Source organism: Kribbella sp. NPDC051952, assembly GCF_040680855.1.
Lineage (GTDB): Bacteria > Actinomycetota > Actinomycetes > Propionibacteriales > Kribbellaceae > Kribbella.
The window spans coordinates 119029-136539 of sequence record NZ_JBFAXQ010000012.1 but is presented as its reverse complement, the minus strand read 5'-3'; the positions used below and the strand labels follow the sequence as shown (position 1 = coordinate 136539).

Sequence of the window (17511 nt, the reverse complement as noted above, 5' to 3'; positions counted from 1 at the left end):
TCAGTGCGACAGCATGAAGGCCGCACAAGTCACTGACCACAGCACGCTGGTGAAAGTACCGATGATGAACCGTTCAGCTACGGCCTGAGGCGTGACCGAGGCCGGCTGGTCCGGACTGCGCAACTCGGGGTACCGAGCCAAACCCTTGATCGCCAGCACAACTGCAATGCCCTCAGGCCAGCCCGCCACCAGCGCGGCGAAGATGGCCGCACGCTCGAGCGATCCGATCAGCGCACCACCACGCAGCACCTCACCGGCCTTCTGCGTCGACTGGGCCCGGGTGTTCCCCCGGTCCACCAGAGCCAGTACGGACGTCGTCAGCGGCCCTCCACCGGTCAGCGCGAGCCCTCCGGACAGCAACAGCAGAACGTTCCACCACCGCTCCGGCCAGCCCTCCACGCCGTCGCCTGACAGCAGGAGCAGCCCGACCGCGACCAGACAGGCCAGCATGAACCCGCTGAGCACGATCTCGAGAGTGGAGCCGGCCCTCGGCACCCACGCCAGTACGGCGAGGATCAGTCCGGCCGCGGTCAACGACAGGATGAGTGCCGTCACGCAGCGACCCCGGCGAGCAACTCGGTCGCCAGCACCCGTCCCCGCTGCTCCTCGGCGAACCCAGCGGCCTGGGCCCGTTGCGTCACGGCCGACTGGCTGATCCCCAGCTTCACGCCGATCTCCCGTCTGGTGAGTCCTTCGGCCAGCAGATCGGCCACGGCCCAACCACGGTCGCTACGACGCCGCAGTACGGACGCCATCAGCCAGAGCACGGTCTCCACCTGCTCGACCCGCTGGATGTCGGCACCGACCACGTTGACGTGGTGAGGGCTCGACTTGGCCCGGTTGACCGCCTCCCGTGCGAACACGAACGCGTCGCCGCTGCCCGCCCTGGTGCTGCGTGGCAGGGGTTGCGTGACCTCACCGATGCCGAGCCCGACGTACCAGGTGTCGAGGCGGAGCAACTCGACGATCACGTCGATCGTGGCGCGCGCCTCGGAGAGCACGCCCTGCACCTCGTCGCCGGCCGTCCGCTCGAACTTCCGAAGTAGGCCGGTCCGCCGCGGCCGGCGGTTCAGGAAGTTCAGTACCTCGGGTACGAGATCGGTCATGCTGCGACTGCCACGTTGATCTACCGTGAGAACGAAGACCATCGCCCTGCACCTCCTTCCGAACGTGTTAAGGCTACAGTCTTATTCACGTAGAGTGAAGGAAAAAACCTGAATCGGTTCACCCGATCACTCGCGGTGATCGCCCCGAAAGTCTCCGATCCCCCCATTCTCCGCTGGATTCCGGCTCTCCGGCAGCTCGACGCGAGTGCGCCCTTCACACGGAGTCAACACCTGAGGCCCGGAGTACGGCGTACTCCGGGCCTCGGCGCACCTCAGTCGACCAGCGGGAGGAAGCGTTCCCTGATGTCGGCGGTGATCCGCATCGAGCAGAACTTCGGGCCGCACATCGAGCAGAAGTGGGCCGTCTTGGCCGGCTCGGCCGGCAGCGTCTCGTCGTGGAAGGCCCGCGCGGTGTCGGGTCCAGCGAGAGGTTGAACTGATCCTCCCAGCGGAACTCGAACCTTGCCTTGGACAACGTGTCGTCCCAGGCCTGTGCACCCGGATGCCCCTTGGCCAGATCGGCCGCGTGGGCAGCGATCTTGTACGTGATCACGCCGGTCTTCACGTCGTCGCGATCAGGGAGCCCGAGGTGTTCCTTCGGCGTGACGTAGCAGAGCATCGCCGTACCCAGCCAGCCGATCTGGGCCGCACCGATCGCCGACGTGATGTGGTCGTAGGCCGGCGCCACATCGGTTGCCAACGGCCCCAATGTGTAGAACGGCGCTTCACCACAGAGCTCTTCCTCGAGCCGGACGTTCTCGGCGATCTTGTGCATAGGCACGTGTCCGGGCCCTTCGATCATCACCTGTACGTCGTGCTCCCAGGCGATCCGCGTCAGCTCCCCGAGCGTCCGCAGCTCCGCGAACTGGGCCTCATCGTTGGCGTCCGCGATACATCCCGGCCGCAACCCGTCCCCCAGCGAGAACGTCACGTCGTACGACCGGAGGATCTCGCACAGCTCGGCGAAATGCGTGTAGAGGAAGGACTCCTGATGATGCGCCAGGCACCACGCGGCCATGATCGAACCACCCCGGGACACGATCCCGGTGATCCGTCGCGCGGTCAGCGGCACATACCGCAGCAGCACGCCGGCGTGCACGGTCATGTAGTCGACACCCTGCTCGCACTGCTCGATCACCGTGTCGCGGTAGATCTCCCACGTCAGCGCGGTCGGATCACCGTTCACCTTCTCGAGCGCCTGGTACAGCGGCACGGTCCCGATCGGCACCGGCGAGTTCCGCAGGATCCATTCGCGGGTCGCGTGGATGTTCTTGCCGGTGGACAGGTCCATCACCGTATCCGCGCCCCATCTGGTCGCCCAGACGAGTTTCTCGACCTCCTCCTCGATCGAGCTGGTGACGGCCGAGTTGCCGATGTTCGCGTTCACCTTCACCAGGAACTTCTTCCCGATGATCATCGGTTCGCTCTCCGGGTGCTGCCGGTTCGCCGGGATCACGGCCCGGCCCCGGGCCACCTCGGCCCGGACGAACTCGGGATCGACGCCCTCCCGGGTGGCGACGTACCTCATCTCCTCGGTGATGGTCCCGGCTCGCGCATGCGCCAGCTGGGTACGTGGCCCGCGCCCGGCGATCCAGTCCCGCCGCAGTGCGGGGAGACCGGCCTGTACGTCGATCTGCGCCGACGCATCCGTGTACGGGCCGGAGGTGTCGTACAGGTCGAAGTGTTCGCCGTTGGTGAGGTGGACACGGCGGACCGGGACGCCCAGTTCGCCGCGATGGATCTTCTCGGAGCCGGAGATCGGCCCGGTGGTGACAGTCGGGCGAATGCCGTTGCCGGTGGTTGTCACAGTTGCGCTCCCTACGCCGGAATTACCCGGACAGGTTCGGCGGTCGGCGGCGCCGGATGATCCCAGCCGCCCTCTCAGCCCACTTCGGTGCGAGCTCCCGCGATTTCCAGTTGTGACGGTCACCATAGACCAAGCCTGTAGCGTCGAGGAATGCGAGACCTCGTGTACCCGCCCGTGATCGGCTTCGCGAAGACGGCGTTCAAGGTGCTGGACGTGAACTTCCAGCTGACCGGGACGGAGAACGTGCCGCGGACCGGTGGCGCGGTCATCGCCTTGAACCACATCAGCTACGTCGACTTCGTGCTCGGCGGTTTCGGTGCGCTGCCGAGCAAGCGACTGGTGCGATTCATGGCGAAAGAGGTCCTGTTCCGCAACCGGTACGCCGGTCCCTTGATGCGGGGCATGCACCACATCCCGGTGGACCGCAGTGCCGGCGCCGCGTCGTACCAGCAGGCGATCAGCTACCTGGCCGCCGGCGAGGTGGTCGGCGTGTTCCCGGAGGCGACGATCAGCCGGTCGTTCGAGCTGAAGGAGTTCAAGTCCGGCACGGTCCGGATGGCCGCGGAGGCCGCCGTACCGATCATTCCGATGATCCTGTGGGGCACGCAGCGGGTGCTGACCAAGGACCATCCCCGCGACTTCTCCCGGCACCGCACGATCGCGATCAGCGTCGGTACGCCGATCACCGTGACGGCCGGCGACGACGCCACCGAGGCGACCGCACAGCTGCGATCGACGATGGCCGGCATGCTCGACCGGACCATCCGCGCATACCCGGAGCAACCGGCTGGTGCCTGGTGGTTGCCGGCGTCGTACGGCGGTTCCGCGCCGACGCCGGCCGAGGCCGAACGGCTCGACCAGGAAGAGCTCGCACGCCGCGCAAAGTAAAGGCCAATAGAGCGGACAGCGCCTTGACCCTCGGCCGGGAACGAGGGTACGAAGGGCGTCGTTGATGCAAGAACAGGAACCTGGGGGGTCCCTGTGCGGTGGCCGGGCAGTGGTTCGCGCGGTCGCCTACTCAGGCGGGCGGGGAAGGTTTTGTTCGAATCACCGGAAGAGCTCCATCTGTTCGAGCCGGGGACGTTGGCGGTGGCGCCACACGTGGCGGAGCACATCCCGGACGCAGGCACCTACTTCGTCGAATGGGCGATCAGGGGCCTGTCCATGGACCGGGCTCGCGAGATCGAGTCCGCGGTGAACGGGCGCCGCTGCCAGAACGGCTGGTTCCCGTTGGAGAGCCTGGACAACATCGGCAGCCGTGGCTTCTGGCGTGGCCCGTTGACCTACCTGGCCCGGATGACGGCCGACGACACGGCGATCCTGCAGCGCTGGTCCACCGACGGCCTCGGCGGCGAGAACCAGAGCCGGATCGAGGCGACCGTCGACCACCTGCTGCACCAGCAGGGCCACGCGGCCGCCGCCACGTGGGCGGTGGCCGTGCGGCCGAGGACCTACCTGGACTCGGCGGTCCTCGGCGGCAAGCTCGCCTCCGCCTGGGAGTACAACCTCGGCTCGATCCGCGCCAAGGACGTCGCCAAGTCCGTACGCCGCTGGAACCGCTAGCGTCAGTGGAACTGCGGGATGATCAGGTACAGCCCGTAGAGCACCGCGGCCAGGCAGGCCGCGAAGCACAGCGCGGCCACACCGGTGTCGACCATCGACGGCGGCTTCTTGTCGTCGATCGCCGCCGTCCGGCGCGACATCGCGGTGACGCCGAACGCGAACAGGACCGCCAGCCCGACCCCGAAGATCAGGCTGACCACTGCCACCTCACCGAGTGAACCCCAGTCGATGTGCATCGCCGTACTCCTCTCAGGCGGCCGCGGCCGTGGTGGCGGCCGGGGTGCTCGGGTACTCGTTGACGTTGTCCGACGTCACCGGACGACGCCGGGACGCGAGGTAGATGGCGCCACCGGCCGCGACCGCGAGGATCGCGATGATGACGACGCCGAGGTTGCCGGAGTCGGCCACCCGGCCGGACAGGGCGCCGACGAGCGCGGCGGCCGGCAGCGTGAACAGCCAGGCCAGCGCCATCCGGCCGGCCACGGTCCAGCGCACCTCGGCCAGCCGCTTGCCGAGGCCGGCACCGAGGATGCTGCCGGAGCAGACCTGGGTGGTGGACAGCGGGAAGCCCAGGTGCGACGAGGCCAGCAGCACCGCGGTCGAGCTGGTCTCCGCGGAGAAGCCCTGTGGCGACTCGATCTCGGTCAGGCCCTTGCCCATCGTCCGGATGATCCGCCAGCCGCCCAGGTAGGTGCCCAGCGCGATCGCCAGGCCGGCCGCGAAGATCACCCACAGCGGCGGCTTCGAGCCCTGCGCGAGGCTGCCCGACGTGATCAGCACCAGCGTGATGACGCCCATCGTCTTCTGCGCGTCACCGGTGCCGTGCGCGAGCGAGACCAGCGAGGCGGAGGCGATCTGACCGACCCGGAACCCGTCCTCGACCGGCTTCTTCTTCGCCCGCGCGGTGATCTTGTAGGCCAGGTAGGTGCCCAGCAGTGCCACGATGCCGGCCACGATCGGCGCGGCGACGGCCGGGATGATCACCTTCTGTACGACGGTGCCGAAGTGCACCGCACTACTGCCTGCGGCGATCCAGGTGGCGCCGATCAGGCCGCCGAACAGCGCGTGCGACGAAGAGCTCGGCAGGCCGACGTACCAGGTCAGCAGGTTCCACAGGATCGCGCCGACCAGACCACCGAAGATGACTGGCACAGTGACCTTGGCGTCGTCGACGAGCCCGCTGGAGATCGTCTTGGCCACCTCGGTGGAGACGAACGCGCCGACCAGGTTCAGGACCGCGGAGATCGCCACCGCGACCTTGGGTTTCAGTGCGCCGGTGGCGATCGAGGTCGCCATCGCATTGGCTGTGTCGTGGAAACCGTTGGTGAAGTCGAACACCAAAGCGGTGATGATCACCACGACGACGAGGAACGACAGATCCATCCCGATCACTTCCCTAGGCGGACGATCAGCAGCGTCGATCGACCGTAGGCCCGGTGGATGAATTCGAAATGAATGGAACCGGGGAATTTACTCCAAGATCAGATGGGCCAGTCCGTAACACAACGCCGCCACCAGGCCGGCCGCCGGAATCGTCAGGACCCAGGCGGTCACGATGCCCTTCGCGACGCCCCAGCGGACCGCTGACAGCCGCTTCGTGGCGCCCGCGCCCATCACCGCCGAGGTGATCGTGTGGGTGGTGGAGACCGGCGCGTGCAGGCCGATTGCCATCACGTACAGGACCGCCGCGGCGATCGCCTCGGAGGCGAATCCGCGGGCCGGGTCGAGGTGGATGATCCGGCGGCCGAGCGTACGCATGATCCGCCAGCCGCCGGAGTAGGTGCCGAGCGAGATCGCGGTCGCGGCGGAGATCTTCACCCAGATCGGGATGCCGTCGCTCGCGTTCGCGTGTCCGGTGGTGAGCAGGGCGAGGAAGATCACGCCCATCGTCTTCTGCGCGTCCTGCAGGCCGTGCCCGAGCGCCATCGCGGCCGCCGACAGCGACTGGGCCATCCGGAAGCCGCGGGTGACCTTGCCGGGATTGCTGCGCCGGAACAGCCAGAGGATCGCGGTCATCAGCACGAACGCGCCGACGAAGCCGATCGCCGGCGACAGCACCATCGGGATGACGACCTTGTCCACGATGCCGGACCACAGCACGACACTCGTCGACGCGAGGCCGGCGCCCACCAGCCCGCCGATCAGCGCGTGTGACGAGGAGCTGGGCAGGCCGAAGTACCAGGTGATCAGGTTCCAGGTGATCGCGCCGATCAGGGCCGCGATCACGACCACCAGACCGTGTTTCCCGGTCGGCGCGGTGATGATGCCCTTGCCGACGGTCTCGGCCACCTCGGTGCCGGCCAGCGCGCCGAGGAAGTTGCACACCGCGGCCATCGCCAGCGCCACCCGCGGCGTGAGCGCCCGGGTGGAGATCGAGGTCGCGATCGCGTTGGCGGCGTCGTGGAAGCCGTTGGTGTAGTCGAAGGCCAGCGCGATGACGACGACGGCGATGACGAGCGCGAGCTCCACGCTCAGCTCTCCTTGACGGCGATCTGCTCGACGGTGTTGGCGACGTGCTCGAAGGCGTCGACCGCCTCCTCCAGCAGGTCGACCACGGTCTTGAACTTCATCACCGTCAGCGCGTCGAACTCGCCACTGAACAGCTTCGCGATGATCCGGCGGTGGACCGCGTCCCCGGTGTTCTCCAGCCGGTTGATCTCGATCCAGTACTCCGCCAGGTCCTTCATCGTGCGCAATTTCGGCATGTTCTCCGCCGTCAGCTGCGCGGCCCGCTGCAGCACCTCGATCTGCTCGGCGACCTCCGCCGGCAGCTGATCGAGGTTGAACAGGTGGACGGTGTCGACCGCCTCCTCCATGAAATCCATCACGTCGTCGAGATCGGAGGCCAGCCGGTAGATGTCCTCGCGGTCGAACGGGGTGACGAAGGTCGAGTTGACCCGGCGGATGATCGAGTGCGTGGTCTCGTCGGCCGCGTGCTCGGCATCCTTCATCTGGGCGGCGATCTGGTGACTCGAGGAGAGTCCGGTCCCCGCCGTACTGCCGAGAAGCTCGGCCAGGATCCGGGCTCCGTCCACGAGGTGGTTGGCGGACTCGGTGAAAAGGTCGTAGAACGTCGGGTCGTTCGGACGCAGACGTAACGGCACTTCAAGCTCCGGATGAACGAGGGACAAACCGTGAACATGCTAGAGGGGACAAGCGGTTGACGTGGCATCCGCCTGGTCAACGTATCGCGTCGCGATGAACTCCCCCGCCCAGCGCCAACGATGCGTAACCAGTCGGTTTCACCGGGTGATCACGGCGTACAGGTCGAAGAGGCCGACGATCAAGACCAGCCCGGCCGCGACCCTGAGCACGGACTCGTGGCCGAGCGCGTGCACTTTCGAGCCGTTCGTACGGCGGTAGACGGCGCTCACCGCGGCCCAGCAGGCCAGCGACAGCACCAGAACGACGATGCCGAGGCCGGTCCGGACATCGGACGAGCCGTGGCCGGAGGCAAGCAGGAGGATGCCGTTGGCAATCAGGCCCAGCGCCGTACGGCGCCACGCCAGCAGGGTCCGCTCGGGCTGGAGACCGGGATCGGGCGGGTTCGTCGGGGCGTTCACCGGGGTGTGTTCATCGCCACAGCGAGAAGAGCAGGCCGATCAGGCCCACCGTGGCGATTGTTGCCCCGAGCATCAAGGGCAGCCTGGTCACCGGGAGTGGGCCGCCCTGGCGCATCGCGGCCAGGTTCTGCTGCCAGCGGCGGAAGGCACCGGCCGTGATGACGATTCCGGCGGTGACCAGGACCACGCCGATGATCCTGGCCGGCCAGCGGTCCGGACCGAGGTCGAGGAACTGCACCGCGGACAGACCGCCCGCGTAACAGGCCAGCGCGGTCCGCAGGTAGGCCAGATAGGTCCTCTCGTTTGCCAGGGTGAAGCGGTAGTCGGGTTCTTGCTCCTCGATCATCCGCAGCTCACCAGGCCGTGTTCCTGCTTCAGGGTCAGCACCCGCTTCACGCTACTGGCCAGCTTGGCGGCGAACGCCTTGTCCTGCTGGGCTTTGGTCACGAGTGCGGTCACCATGGTGCTGGTCAGCGCCGCTGTGGCGTTGATGACGATGTCGCCACCCGCCGCGACGAAACGCGTCGCCCGCTGCCCCGCCGGCACCGATGCGACCTCGGCGGCCGCGCCGACATCATCGGTGATCACGACGCCGTTCCAGCCGAGATCACCCCGCACCATGCCCTGGATGACGGTCGGCGAGAACACAGCGCGGTTCTTGGCGTCGATCTTGGTGTACGTGACGGTGGAGATCATCACCATCGCGGTGCCCGCCTTGATCCCGTCGGCGTACGGCTGCAGGTCCGCATCACGCCGTACGGTCACGGTGTCGACCACGCCGGAGGAGAAGTCGGTGTTGCCCCGCACCCGGCCCAGGCCGGGGAAGTGCTTCACCGAGGTCATCACACCGGCCTGCTTCATCCCCTGGACGAACGCCTGCACCGGTGGGCCGACCTCTCCGGGCGTGTTGCCGTACTCACGGTCCAGACTGCCGATCGGCGCGTTCTGCGACTTCAGAGAGCTCGGTACGACGTCAGCCACCGGCGCGAGATCGACGTTGACCCCAGCCTGCTTGAGCTGCTGGCCCCAGACCTTGGCGCGGGCGGTGAGCTTGTCAGCCGACCAGGTGCCTTGCGTGGTTGCCGCGGGGATGCGGTCGAAGCCGGAGCCCTTCAGGCGCTGGATCTGCCCGCCCTCCTGATCTGCGGCGACCAGTGGGCGGACGCCCTTGACCGTGGCCGCAGTGCTCGCGGCGGCCGTCGCCGTACGCGTGTGAGCGAGGCTGCCGCCGGTGCCGAGCAGGAGGATGCTGCCAGGCTTCTGCTGCTGCACGATGGGCCGTTGCGCCGAGGTCATGCCGTTGGCGCTGATGCCGGTCATGATCAGCTGGGCCGCCTGCTCGCGCAGCGTGAGGGTCTGGAGCTTCTGATCGACGCAGCTCGGCGGGTTCGGCGTCGCGGTCGGTGTAGGTGTTGGCGTTGGGGTCTGACTCGGCGTGTCGGTGGGCGTCGCGGGCTGCTCGGACGTCGACACGGGGACCGAGGAGGACGGCACCGTACTGGGGCCTGCGGTCGGTGGGGACTGGTCGTCGCTGCAGCCGGCGACCAGGAGTGCGGTCAGCGCGACCACTGCGACCCGACGACTCATGTCAGCGACGCTCCCAGGCGGCGTTGTCGACCGTGTCGCCGGAGTGCCGGGCCAGGGTCGCGCAGACGTCGTACAGGTGCTCGACCTGCTCCTCGGTGAGGGCGTCGAAGATCGACTTGCGGACCTCCTCGACATGACCGGGCGCCGTCTCGACGAGCTTCTGCCGACCCAGATCGGTCAGGATCGCCACCTGACCACGCCGGTCGGACTCGATGCCCTCGCGCCTGACCCAGCCGTTCTGCTCGAGCCGGTTCACCGCGTGCGACAGCCGGCTGCGTGAGCCAAGGGTCGCGACCGCGAGCTCACTCATCCGCAGCCGGCCGCCCGATGCCTCGGACAGCCGGACCAGGATTTCGTAGTAGGTGTGCGGGATTCCCGCGTCGCGTTGCAGCTGTTGTTCGATCCGGCTGTTGACTACGCGCTGCGCCGCGATCCACGCGCGCCAGGCCTGTGCTTCGCTCTGCTCCAGCCACCGGGGTTCCGCCATCCCCGCAGCGTAGCCAGATCAGACCCGTTGCGCTCGTTGGACCTGATCAGCAGTACGGCGATCGCACACACCAGCATCCCGATCACGGCCAGTACGCCGATGGTCTCGCCGAACAGGAGGAACGCGAAGACCATGGTGGTCGGCGGGACGAGATAGAGCAGCGCACTGATGCGGGTCGCGCCGGAGAGCTTCAGGTTGACCAGGTACAGACCCCAGCCACCGCCCGTTGCCAGCAGCACCAACCAGAAGACAGCGCCGTAGAAGCCCGGCTGCCGCGGCACGGTGAGCTGGTGCGTAGAAGCCGCCAGTGCTGTGAACAGAACAGCTGACACGAGGCTTTGCACGGCCAAGGCGTCGAGGGAGTTGGTGCTGGGTTTCCGGCGCCGGTCCAGGCACGTGCCGGCAACCAGGCCGAGCAGACCGCCTAGAGGCACCAGGAAGAGCAATGCGGAGCCATGACCGGCGTGGAGATCGTCGGCAACAACCAGGCCCACTCCGGCAACGCCCAAGACCAGTCCGATCCACTGTCGTGCGCTCACGCGTTCATCGAGCAGCGGGCCGGCCACTGTGGCGATCAGAACTGGTTGGAGCGACCCGATGAGGGCAGTGACGCCGGCCGTGATGCCACGGTCGATGCCGGTGAAGATGAGACCCAGGTAGACGAACTGGGTGAGGATCGCCATCCACACCTGCGTCAGCAGGTCCCTGCGCGAGATCCGCGGCCGCCTGATCAGCAGGACCGCGACCGCGAGCGCACCGGCGACCAGGAAGCGCCAGGCGAGCAGGTCGAACGCCGACGTGTACTGCGTGCCCCACCGAGCGCCGATGAACCCGCAGCTCCAGAAGACCACGAATCCGGCTCCGGCCCCGACCACGCGCAGGCCGGGAGGGCGTCGTACCGGCAGCGTCAGTGTGGTCATGAAAGACAAGTAACCACACCGGTCGGTATACTGTCAGTGTGCTTGATCAGCAGATGAGATTGCTGGTGGACCGCGACGTCTCCGCGGCCGCCCCGCTGACGCCTGCCGGTGAGCGCATCCTGACGGCGGCCTCCACGCTGTTCTACGAGCGCGGGATCCGGGTTGTCGGGGTGGATGCCATCGCTGCCGCGGCCGAGGTGACGAAGAAGACGCTGTACGACCGGTTCGGTTCGAAGGACCGGCTGATCGCGGCGTATCTGGATCGGCGCAACCGGGTCTGGCACGCGTTCCTCGACGAGCAGCTCGCCGAGCGGCAGCCGAGGACGCCGGAAGAGGTGATCCTGGCGCTGTTCGCCGCGCTGACGGACTGGCTCGCCGGCTCGCGGAACGGGTGTGGCTTCATCAACGCGAGCGTGGAGCTCGCGGCCCCGGACCATCCGGCGATGCCGGTGATCGTGGGCCAGAAGCAGTGGATTCGGTCCGAGTTCGAGGCTCAGGCGACGCTGGCCGGGTTGGCTGATCCTGGGGAGCTCGCTGATCGGTTGCTGTTGCTCCACGAGGGCGCACTGGTGAGCTTTCGCGTCGCCGCCATGGACCGCGCACCTGAGGTGGCGGCGCGGGCCGCCGCGGACCTGCTGGCTGGTTGGCCGCGGGCTTAGTTGCTGGTCCGGCGGGTGATGGTCAAGCCGACCAGGCGAGACACGACCATGGCGACGTACCCGAGTCCGGCCAACTGCTCCAGCATCACCACTGACCGGCCCCATGAGGTGATCGGGACGATGTCGCTCAGGCCGGTGCTGGAGAGCGTGGTGAAGCTGAGGAAGAGCAGTTCCATCCAGGTGCGATCGTTGCTCGGGTCAACGGCTGCGGTGAAGCTGCCGGGGACCAGCGCCTGCACGAAGACGTACAGGTAGGCGAAACCCCAAGCCACCAAGGTGAAAGTCGCACCGGTCGCGAAGAGTTCGTCAGCACTGACGTCGTGGTCGGAGAGCATGTAGCGGAGCAGGCTGTACGCCGCGTAGAAATAGAACGCGGCGTGGAGGAAGCCGGAGATCGCGACGATCGGCTCGGTCGGGTTGAACGCGTCGACCAGGGACAGCACCACTGCCGGGATGCCGAGGCCGATGCTGACCCAGGTGAGGCCCGGGGTGGATCGAACCGAGAAGACGGCGAGCACCAGGACGAAGATGCCGAGGATCTCGAACGCGACGCGGCCGCCACGGGAGCCTTCCATCGCCGGATAGATCAGCACGCCCAGCAACTGCACCACGAGCAGGATCGCGGAGGGGTGCCGCCGCGCACTCCCGAACACGTTCACCGGGTCTCCTCGCCGGCTGCATGAGCCGCGCCTTCTCGGGTCGCGCCTTCGCGCGCGGCTTCTTCGCGGGCGGCCTCTTCGCGGGCGGCTTCTTCGCGGGAGGCGATGATGGCGGCGCGGCGGGCCAGGCGGTGACTCCTGCGGATCTCAGCCTCGCGCAACCGCCGCCGCTCCTCGTCCGTCTCCGGCACCACCTGCGGCACCGCCCGCGGCGCGCCGTCCGAATCCACCGCGACGAACACCAGGTACGCCGATGCCACGTGCACCTGCGGTCCGACCGCATCCCACCGATCAGCGGTGATGCGTACGCCGACCTCCATCGAACTGCGCCCGGTCCAGTTCACCTGTCCACTGAAATGCACGACGTCGCCGACGCGCACGGGGACCAGGAAGGTCATCTCGTCCATCGACGCCGTGACCGCCGGCCCACCCGAGTGCCGCGCCGCGACCACGCCGGCGACCGAGTCGACCAGCGTCATGATCACGCCACCGTGGACCGTGCCCAGCAGGTTGGTCTCGTTCTGCGCGGTGATGTGCGACAGCGACAGCTGAGTCTCGGAGGTCGGCCGCGACGACGGGCTGCTGCTGGACATGCTGGCTCCTTCGGGCTCACCTGGTGGGGTTTGCGCAGACTATCGGGCTGCGGGCGGGACACCGGGCAGCGCGTAGTTGTCCACAGGTTCGAAATCGCGGGCTGCGACGGGTGCCGATCCTCGTACTTTCTCTGCCGAGGAGGTGGTCCCGATGACCATCGACAGCCACACCGACCATGCCCACGGCAACCACTCCGACCGGCCCGACCCGGTCCTGACGCCACTGTCCCGCCCCCAAGCCACCCTGCTGGTGCAGCTCGGCCTGGACACCGCCACACGCCTCGGACTCGACCTCACCTACGAGGGCGGCGCGGCCCTCGTCCCCGTCGGATCGTCCGCCACCGGGCCGGTGCTAGGCCTGAGCAACCTCGCCCGCATCCTCGCCCGGTACGACGAGACCCAGTGGCCAACGCTGATCGACACACACTTCACCCAACTCCTGGCCCAACTCCGCCACGGCCCGCCGACTCCGCCCGCCCATCCCGAGCACGACCTGATCCAACGGCTCGTGCCCCGTGACGCGCTGCCCGCCGACTGGACCGCGGACCGTCCCGACTTCGTGCCCGGCGTACTGTCCGTCTCCTCCGCCGTCGAGGACGACGTCGTCACTATGTACCTCGAGCCGTCCGACCTGGGCCTCACCTGGTCGGCCGCCGAGAGCATCGGCCTGACCAACCTTCGCGGCCTCACCGATCAGGTCGAGTGGGTCGAGCACGACGACATCCGCATCGCCTTCGTCACGGGGACCGCGTTCGCCGCCTCCCGTGCCCTTGTCCTGGACACGGTTCTCCGCGAGACCCTCCAGCTCGAAACCCCACCGCTGCATGGGGTCCTGGCCGCTTTCCCGGTTCGTGACGTCCTGATGATCCACGTCATCCGGGACCTCTCGGTCATCCCTGCGCTAGGCCTGCTCCTGAACCTCGCCGCCCGCTCCTACTCCCACGACCCCGGTCCGCTCTCCCCCGACGTCCACCTGGTCACCCCCGACTTCACCTGGCACCCAGCCACCACGACCTCGCCCGACCACGGCCCGCTCCGCCTGTCCCCCTACCTCGAATCCCTGACCAAACACCTAGCCACGCGAGAAGTGGCCCGGCCAGTCGGCGGCTCGGATTCGGGTGATTGAGCGGACTTCGCCGAGAGTGGACCACTCGTCCTTGCCCAGCCGGGCCAAGGGGCGAAGGAGGTTGATGTCGGGGTGGTGGTCCCCATCCAGGACCGCGGCGTCGACGGCCAGGTGGCGGACCTGGCCGATCACGAGGGTGCAGTCGCCCAGCTCGAGGGTGGTGTGGAGGGTGCACTCGATCGCGACCGGTGACTCCGCGACCCGAGGGACGGCGACCGTGCGCGACGGTTCGGTGTGGACACCGATCGCCTCGAACTCGGAGACCTCCGGCGGGAAGTTCGTGCCCGACGCGTTCACCTGTTCGAACAGCGGTTCGGCGGCGAAGTTGACCACGAACTCACCGGTCGCCTCGACGTTGTTCAGGCTGTCCTTCCGTCCGACCGAGGTGAACTGCACCATCGGCGGCTGGACACAGGACACCGTGAAGAACGAGTGCGGCGCGAGGTTCAGGACCCCGTCGGCCGACTGACTCGACACCCACGCGATCGGCCGCGGCACCACCACGGAGTTCAGCAGGGCGTAGAACTCCCGCCGGCCCACTGCTTCCGGATCCACATCGACACGCACGCTCGCAGTACATCAAATCCGGTGGACGGGTACTCACCCCACCACAAGGATCGAACCAACCCACCCCTAGGGAGGCACCCGTTGGACGACGTCCGCAGAGCTGACCAGTTGCTGGAGCAGGTAGTTGGAGTGGCCGCCCGGCTTGGGGTGCGGCCCGAGGAAGTGGTGGAGGTGACGGGCGGCGTCGCCAACCGGGGGTTCGGGCTGGGCGACCGGATGTTCGTGCGGGTTGCACGGGCAGGGTTCGAGGCCGATCTCCGGAAGGAGATCGCGGTGATCCCCGTCGCGCGGGCCGCGGGCGTGCTGACACCGGGCATCGTCGAGTACGACGAGAGCCGCGAGGTGATCGATGCGCCGTACGTCGTGATGGGCCGGGTGCACGGGATCGAGCCAACGGATGTGCCGGCCGAGCTGGCGGAGCAGCTGGCGCGGTTGCACGACGGTGCCGGACTCGCCGTACCCGGCCTTCCACAGGATGACTGGCGGGATCCATGGCCGGTGATCGACGACCTGGCCGAGCGCGGGTTTCTCGACCTCGGTACGGCGAAGTGGTTGGCCGACTGGTTCTCCCGCCTCGCCGAGAGGTTCGACCGTGACCAGCCGACGGTGCTGATTCACGGAGATGTTGCCGCGCACAACCTTCTCGTCACACCCGACGGTGAACTGACCGGGCTCATCGACTGGGGTGACGCCGCGTACGCGCCGCGTGCCGTGGACTTCGCCAAGCTCCCGCTCGAGCACGTTGCGGCGATCCTGCCCGACTACGTCCGCCACAGCACGGCCGGCTTGCGACTCGACGAGCTCGCTGCGGGTGCCGTCTGGCTCCACCTCGACTGGGCGCTCGGCAAACTCCCGGCGGCGCCTTGGCCCGGGCAACGGCACTGGACCGCTCCGCCGGCCAGTCGGATCCTCGGTCTGCTCCGGTTCTTCGCTGGTAACCCACCCGAGCCGTGGTCGGGTCTGACCTGATCAAGAAGGTGGGCTTCTGGCAATCAGTGCTCGGATTTGTTCAAGAAAACAAGGGGGTTTGCACATGTTGTGACATGGGGCAGGATGGGGTTCCGTGACTGACTATGTGGCGGCTGAGAGCCGGTATGACGACCAGATGGCTTATCGGCGGACCGGGCGCAGCGGACTGCAGCTGCCCGCGATCTCGCTGGGGCTGTGGCACAACTTCGGCGACGACAAGCCGTTCGCCACTCAGCGCGACATCCTGCGGCGGGCGTTCGACCTCGGCGTCACGCACTTCGACCTGGCGAACAACTACGGCCCGCCGTACGGTGCCGCCGAGACAAACTTCGGGACGCACTTCGCGCGCGACTTCAAGCCGTACCGCGACGAGCTGATCCTGTCGAGCAAGGCCGGGTACGACATGTGGCCGGGCCCGTACGGTCAGGGCGGAGGCTCCCGCAAGTACCTGCTCGCCTCGCTGGACCAGTCGCTGAGCCGGATGGGTCTCGACTACGTCGACATCTTCTACTCGCACCGGTTCGACCCGGACACGCCGCTCGAGGAGACGATGGGCGCGCTCGACACCGCGGTCCGCTCGGGTAAGGCGCTGTACGCGGGGATCTCGTCGTACTCGGCGGATCGGACCCGGGAGGCGGCGCGGATCCTCGAGGAGATGGGGACGCCACTGCTGATTCACCAGCCGTCGTACTCGATGCTGAACCGCTGGATCGAGGAGGACCTGCTCGACGCGGTCGGTGAGCTCGGCGTCGGCGTGATCGCGTTCTCGCCGCTGGCCCAGGGCGTGCTCACGAACCGGTACCTGAACGGCGTACCCGAGGACTCCCGTGCGGCGCAGGGCAAGTCGCTGAACCCGGACTCGCTGACCGAGGACACCCTCAAGCACGTCCGCGCGCTGAACGAGATTGCCAAGGAGCGCGGCCAGTCCGTCGCCCAGCTCGCCCTCGCCTGGACCCTGCGCGACGAGCGCGTCACCAGCGCCCTGATCGGCGCCTCCAGCGTCGCCCAGCTCGAGGACAACCTCGCCACGGTCAAGAACCTGAAGTTCTCCGCCGACGAACTCGAAGCCATCGACGCCGACGCCGTAGAGGCCGGCATCAACCTCTGGAAGAAGAGCTCCGACTCCTGACCCGCCAGCGGGCCAGGATCTCCGCTGAGGGGACCAACCGGTCCGGCCGGTTGAACCGGAGGTAGTCGCGTACCGCCCGATTGTCGGTCTCGTCACCGAAGTCCTGACCGGACACGAGATCGGGCGGTACGACGTAGTGATAACCGCGCTCCGAAGCCCCGAGGATCGCGTACAGCACGCAACACACCAGCTCGACCCCACAAATGACGAGCCCGTCGATGTCCTCGGCCGTCAGGAACTCTTCGAACGCGGCACTCTGCCAGCTGTCGAAGCGATCTTTCACGATCACCTCGGAGCCGGCCACCGGCGGGATGAACAACTCCGCACCCCAGGACCCGGCGGCACACAATCCGTCCGCACGTTCCCACCGCCGCTGACGCTCGGTCAGACGCTCCAGATCGAGCACCTGCTGCGTGTACACGACCCGAGCACCCAGCGAGGCCGCCTCCTGAGCAAAGGCGTTGGCCCGGAGCGCTGCGGCGGCGTTGTTCGTATTCGTCACGGGCCCATCGCCGGAGACTTCAGGACTGCAGAAGTCGTTCTGGAAGTCGATCAGCACGACGGCGACGCGGTTCAACGGAAGCGCGAAGAACGATTCAGGCATCACCGCAAAATACCCCGCCGGGCCGGCCGAAGCTCGCGATTTAGCCGGGCCCGTGTAGGCGACTAAAAGGTGACCGGGCCCGGAATCCCTTGGATGCCTCCGTGGGTCCGGGCCCGGTCTGCCGACTCCCACTGCGCCTGGTTGTGGGAGCCGACGGGTCCCGCCTCCACTG

At 67.7% G+C, this 17511-nt stretch carries 21 protein-coding genes, 1 pseudogene and 1 riboswitch; of the genes and pseudogenes, 6 read left to right on the top strand and 16 right to left on the bottom strand.

Going from position 1 to position 17511, the window contains the following annotated elements; all coding sequences use genetic code 11:
* The 3 genes and pseudogenes from AB0L70_RS22785 to thiC all read right to left on the bottom strand — a co-directional run bounded on the left by AB0L70_RS22785 (window position 1) and on the right by thiC (window position 2892).
* Window positions 1–555, bottom strand: a complete 555-nt coding sequence (locus tag AB0L70_RS22785; RefSeq protein WP_363687193.1) for a hypothetical protein — start codon at window positions 553–555, stop codon at window positions 1–3.
* Window positions 552–1106 carry a transposase gene (locus AB0L70_RS22780; RefSeq protein ID WP_363687191.1) on the bottom strand — a complete coding sequence of 185 codons (555 nt, stop codon included), beginning with the start codon at window positions 1104–1106 and terminating at the stop codon, window positions 552–554. The genes AB0L70_RS22785 and AB0L70_RS22780 overlap by 4 nt, the downstream gene beginning before the upstream one ends.
* Before the next feature lie 272 nt (window positions 1107–1378).
* Window positions 1379–2892, bottom strand: a pseudogene (thiC, locus tag AB0L70_RS22775) (phosphomethylpyrimidine synthase ThiC).
* Window positions 2893–2904: 12 nt separating this feature from the next.
* Window positions 2905–3024, bottom strand: a riboswitch (TPP riboswitch).
* A 39-nt stretch (window positions 3025–3063) separates the two neighbouring features.
* On the opposite strand from thiC, the gene AB0L70_RS22770 reads away from it, so the two are divergent.
* Together AB0L70_RS22770 and AB0L70_RS22765 are read left to right on the top strand one after the other, a co-directional pair.
* On the top strand, window positions 3064–3801 hold the full coding sequence (locus AB0L70_RS22770) for a lysophospholipid acyltransferase family protein (RefSeq protein WP_363687189.1): 738 nt from the start codon (window positions 3064–3066) through the stop codon (window positions 3799–3801).
* Between the two features lie 150 nt (window positions 3802–3951).
* Window positions 3952–4476: a hypothetical protein gene (locus tag AB0L70_RS22765; RefSeq protein ID WP_363687187.1), complete on the top strand. Its 525-nt coding sequence runs from the start codon at window positions 3952–3954 to the stop codon at window positions 4474–4476.
* 2 nt (window positions 4477–4478) lie between these two features.
* Here AB0L70_RS22765 and AB0L70_RS22760 read toward each other — a convergent pair whose 3' ends face one another.
* The 9 genes from AB0L70_RS22760 to AB0L70_RS22720 form a co-directional block, all read right to left on the bottom strand.
* Entirely contained in the window at window positions 4479–4712 is a 234-nt protein-coding gene (locus AB0L70_RS22760; protein WP_363687185.1) for a hypothetical protein, read from the bottom strand.
* Between the two features lie 13 nt (window positions 4713–4725).
* Window positions 4726–5859 (bottom strand): inorganic phosphate transporter, encoded by a 1134-nt coding sequence (locus AB0L70_RS22755; RefSeq protein WP_363687183.1) that lies wholly within the window; start codon window positions 5857–5859, stop codon window positions 4726–4728.
* An 87-nt stretch (window positions 5860–5946) separates the two neighbouring features.
* Complete coding sequence (locus AB0L70_RS22750) at window positions 5947–6945, bottom strand: inorganic phosphate transporter (protein ID WP_363687181.1); 999 nt, start codon at window positions 6943–6945, stop codon at window positions 5947–5949.
* Window positions 6946–6947: 2 nt separating this feature from the next.
* Window positions 6948–7580 (bottom strand): DUF47 family protein, encoded by a 633-nt coding sequence (locus AB0L70_RS22745; protein WP_363687179.1) that lies wholly within the window; start codon window positions 7578–7580, stop codon window positions 6948–6950.
* 138 nt (window positions 7581–7718) lie between these two features.
* The gene (locus AB0L70_RS22740) at window positions 7719–8039 is read right to left on the bottom strand and encodes a DUF202 domain-containing protein (RefSeq protein ID WP_363687177.1); all 321 of its coding nucleotides are present in this window, start codon (window positions 8037–8039) and stop codon (window positions 7719–7721) included.
* Window positions 8040–8049: 10 nt separating this feature from the next.
* Window positions 8050–8385, bottom strand: a complete 336-nt coding sequence (locus tag AB0L70_RS22735) for a DUF202 domain-containing protein (RefSeq protein ID WP_363687175.1) — start codon at window positions 8383–8385, stop codon at window positions 8050–8052.
* The gene (locus tag AB0L70_RS22730; protein ID WP_363687173.1) at window positions 8382–9626 is read right to left on the bottom strand and encodes a glycoside hydrolase family 3 N-terminal domain-containing protein; all 1245 of its coding nucleotides are present in this window, start codon (window positions 9624–9626) and stop codon (window positions 8382–8384) included. Before AB0L70_RS22730 ends, AB0L70_RS22735 begins: the two co-directional genes overlap by 4 nt.
* Before the next feature lies 1 nt (window position 9627).
* On the bottom strand, window positions 9628–10113 hold the full coding sequence (locus AB0L70_RS22725; RefSeq protein WP_363687171.1) for a MarR family transcriptional regulator: 486 nt from the start codon (window positions 10111–10113) through the stop codon (window positions 9628–9630).
* Entirely contained in the window at window positions 10041–11033 is a 993-nt protein-coding gene (locus tag AB0L70_RS22720; RefSeq protein ID WP_363687168.1) for a DMT family transporter, read from the bottom strand. The genes AB0L70_RS22725 and AB0L70_RS22720 overlap by 73 nt, the downstream gene beginning before the upstream one ends.
* Before the next feature lie 53 nt (window positions 11034–11086).
* Here AB0L70_RS22720 and AB0L70_RS22715 point away from each other — a divergent pair, with 53 nt between their 5' ends.
* The gene (locus AB0L70_RS22715) at window positions 11087–11692 is read left to right on the top strand and encodes a helix-turn-helix domain-containing protein (protein ID WP_363687166.1); all 606 of its coding nucleotides are present in this window, start codon (window positions 11087–11089) and stop codon (window positions 11690–11692) included.
* On the opposite strand, the gene AB0L70_RS22710 is transcribed toward AB0L70_RS22715, so the two are convergent.
* On the bottom strand, window positions 11689–12351 hold the full coding sequence (locus AB0L70_RS22710) for a potassium channel family protein (RefSeq protein ID WP_363687164.1): 663 nt from the start codon (window positions 12349–12351) through the stop codon (window positions 11689–11691). The two genes, AB0L70_RS22715 and AB0L70_RS22710, sit on opposite strands and share 4 nt — an antisense overlap.
* A complete protein-coding gene (locus AB0L70_RS22705; RefSeq protein ID WP_363687162.1) occupies window positions 12348–12944 on the bottom strand; it encodes an acyl-CoA thioesterase in 597 nt (198 codons plus the stop codon). Before AB0L70_RS22705 ends, AB0L70_RS22710 begins: the two co-directional genes overlap by 4 nt.
* A gap of 151 nt (window positions 12945–13095) precedes the next feature.
* On the opposite strand from AB0L70_RS22705, the gene AB0L70_RS22700 reads away from it, so the two are divergent.
* Window positions 13096–14070: a hypothetical protein gene (locus tag AB0L70_RS22700; protein ID WP_363687160.1), complete on the top strand. Its 975-nt coding sequence runs from the start codon at window positions 13096–13098 to the stop codon at window positions 14068–14070.
* Here the strand turns inward: AB0L70_RS22700 and AB0L70_RS22695 are convergent.
* On the bottom strand, window positions 14017–14637 hold the full coding sequence (locus AB0L70_RS22695; protein ID WP_363687158.1) for a flavin reductase family protein: 621 nt from the start codon (window positions 14635–14637) through the stop codon (window positions 14017–14019). The two genes, AB0L70_RS22700 and AB0L70_RS22695, sit on opposite strands and share 54 nt — an antisense overlap.
* A gap of 81 nt (window positions 14638–14718) precedes the next feature.
* Between AB0L70_RS22695 and AB0L70_RS22690 the strand changes: the two genes are divergently transcribed.
* Together AB0L70_RS22690 and mgrA are read left to right on the top strand one after the other, a co-directional pair.
* Window positions 14719–15606: an aminoglycoside phosphotransferase family protein gene (locus AB0L70_RS22690; RefSeq protein ID WP_363687156.1), complete on the top strand. Its 888-nt coding sequence runs from the start codon at window positions 14719–14721 to the stop codon at window positions 15604–15606.
* A 94-nt stretch (window positions 15607–15700) separates the two neighbouring features.
* Complete coding sequence (gene mgrA, locus AB0L70_RS22685; RefSeq protein WP_363687154.1) at window positions 15701–16735, top strand: L-glyceraldehyde 3-phosphate reductase; 1035 nt, start codon at window positions 15701–15703, stop codon at window positions 16733–16735.
* Here the strand turns inward: mgrA and AB0L70_RS22680 are convergent.
* Window positions 16704–17339, bottom strand: coding sequence for an isochorismatase family cysteine hydrolase (locus AB0L70_RS22680; RefSeq protein WP_363687152.1), 636 nt, complete (start codon window positions 17337–17339; stop codon window positions 16704–16706). The genes mgrA and AB0L70_RS22680 overlap by 32 nt on opposite strands.
* Window positions 17340–17511 lie beyond the last annotated feature (172 nt).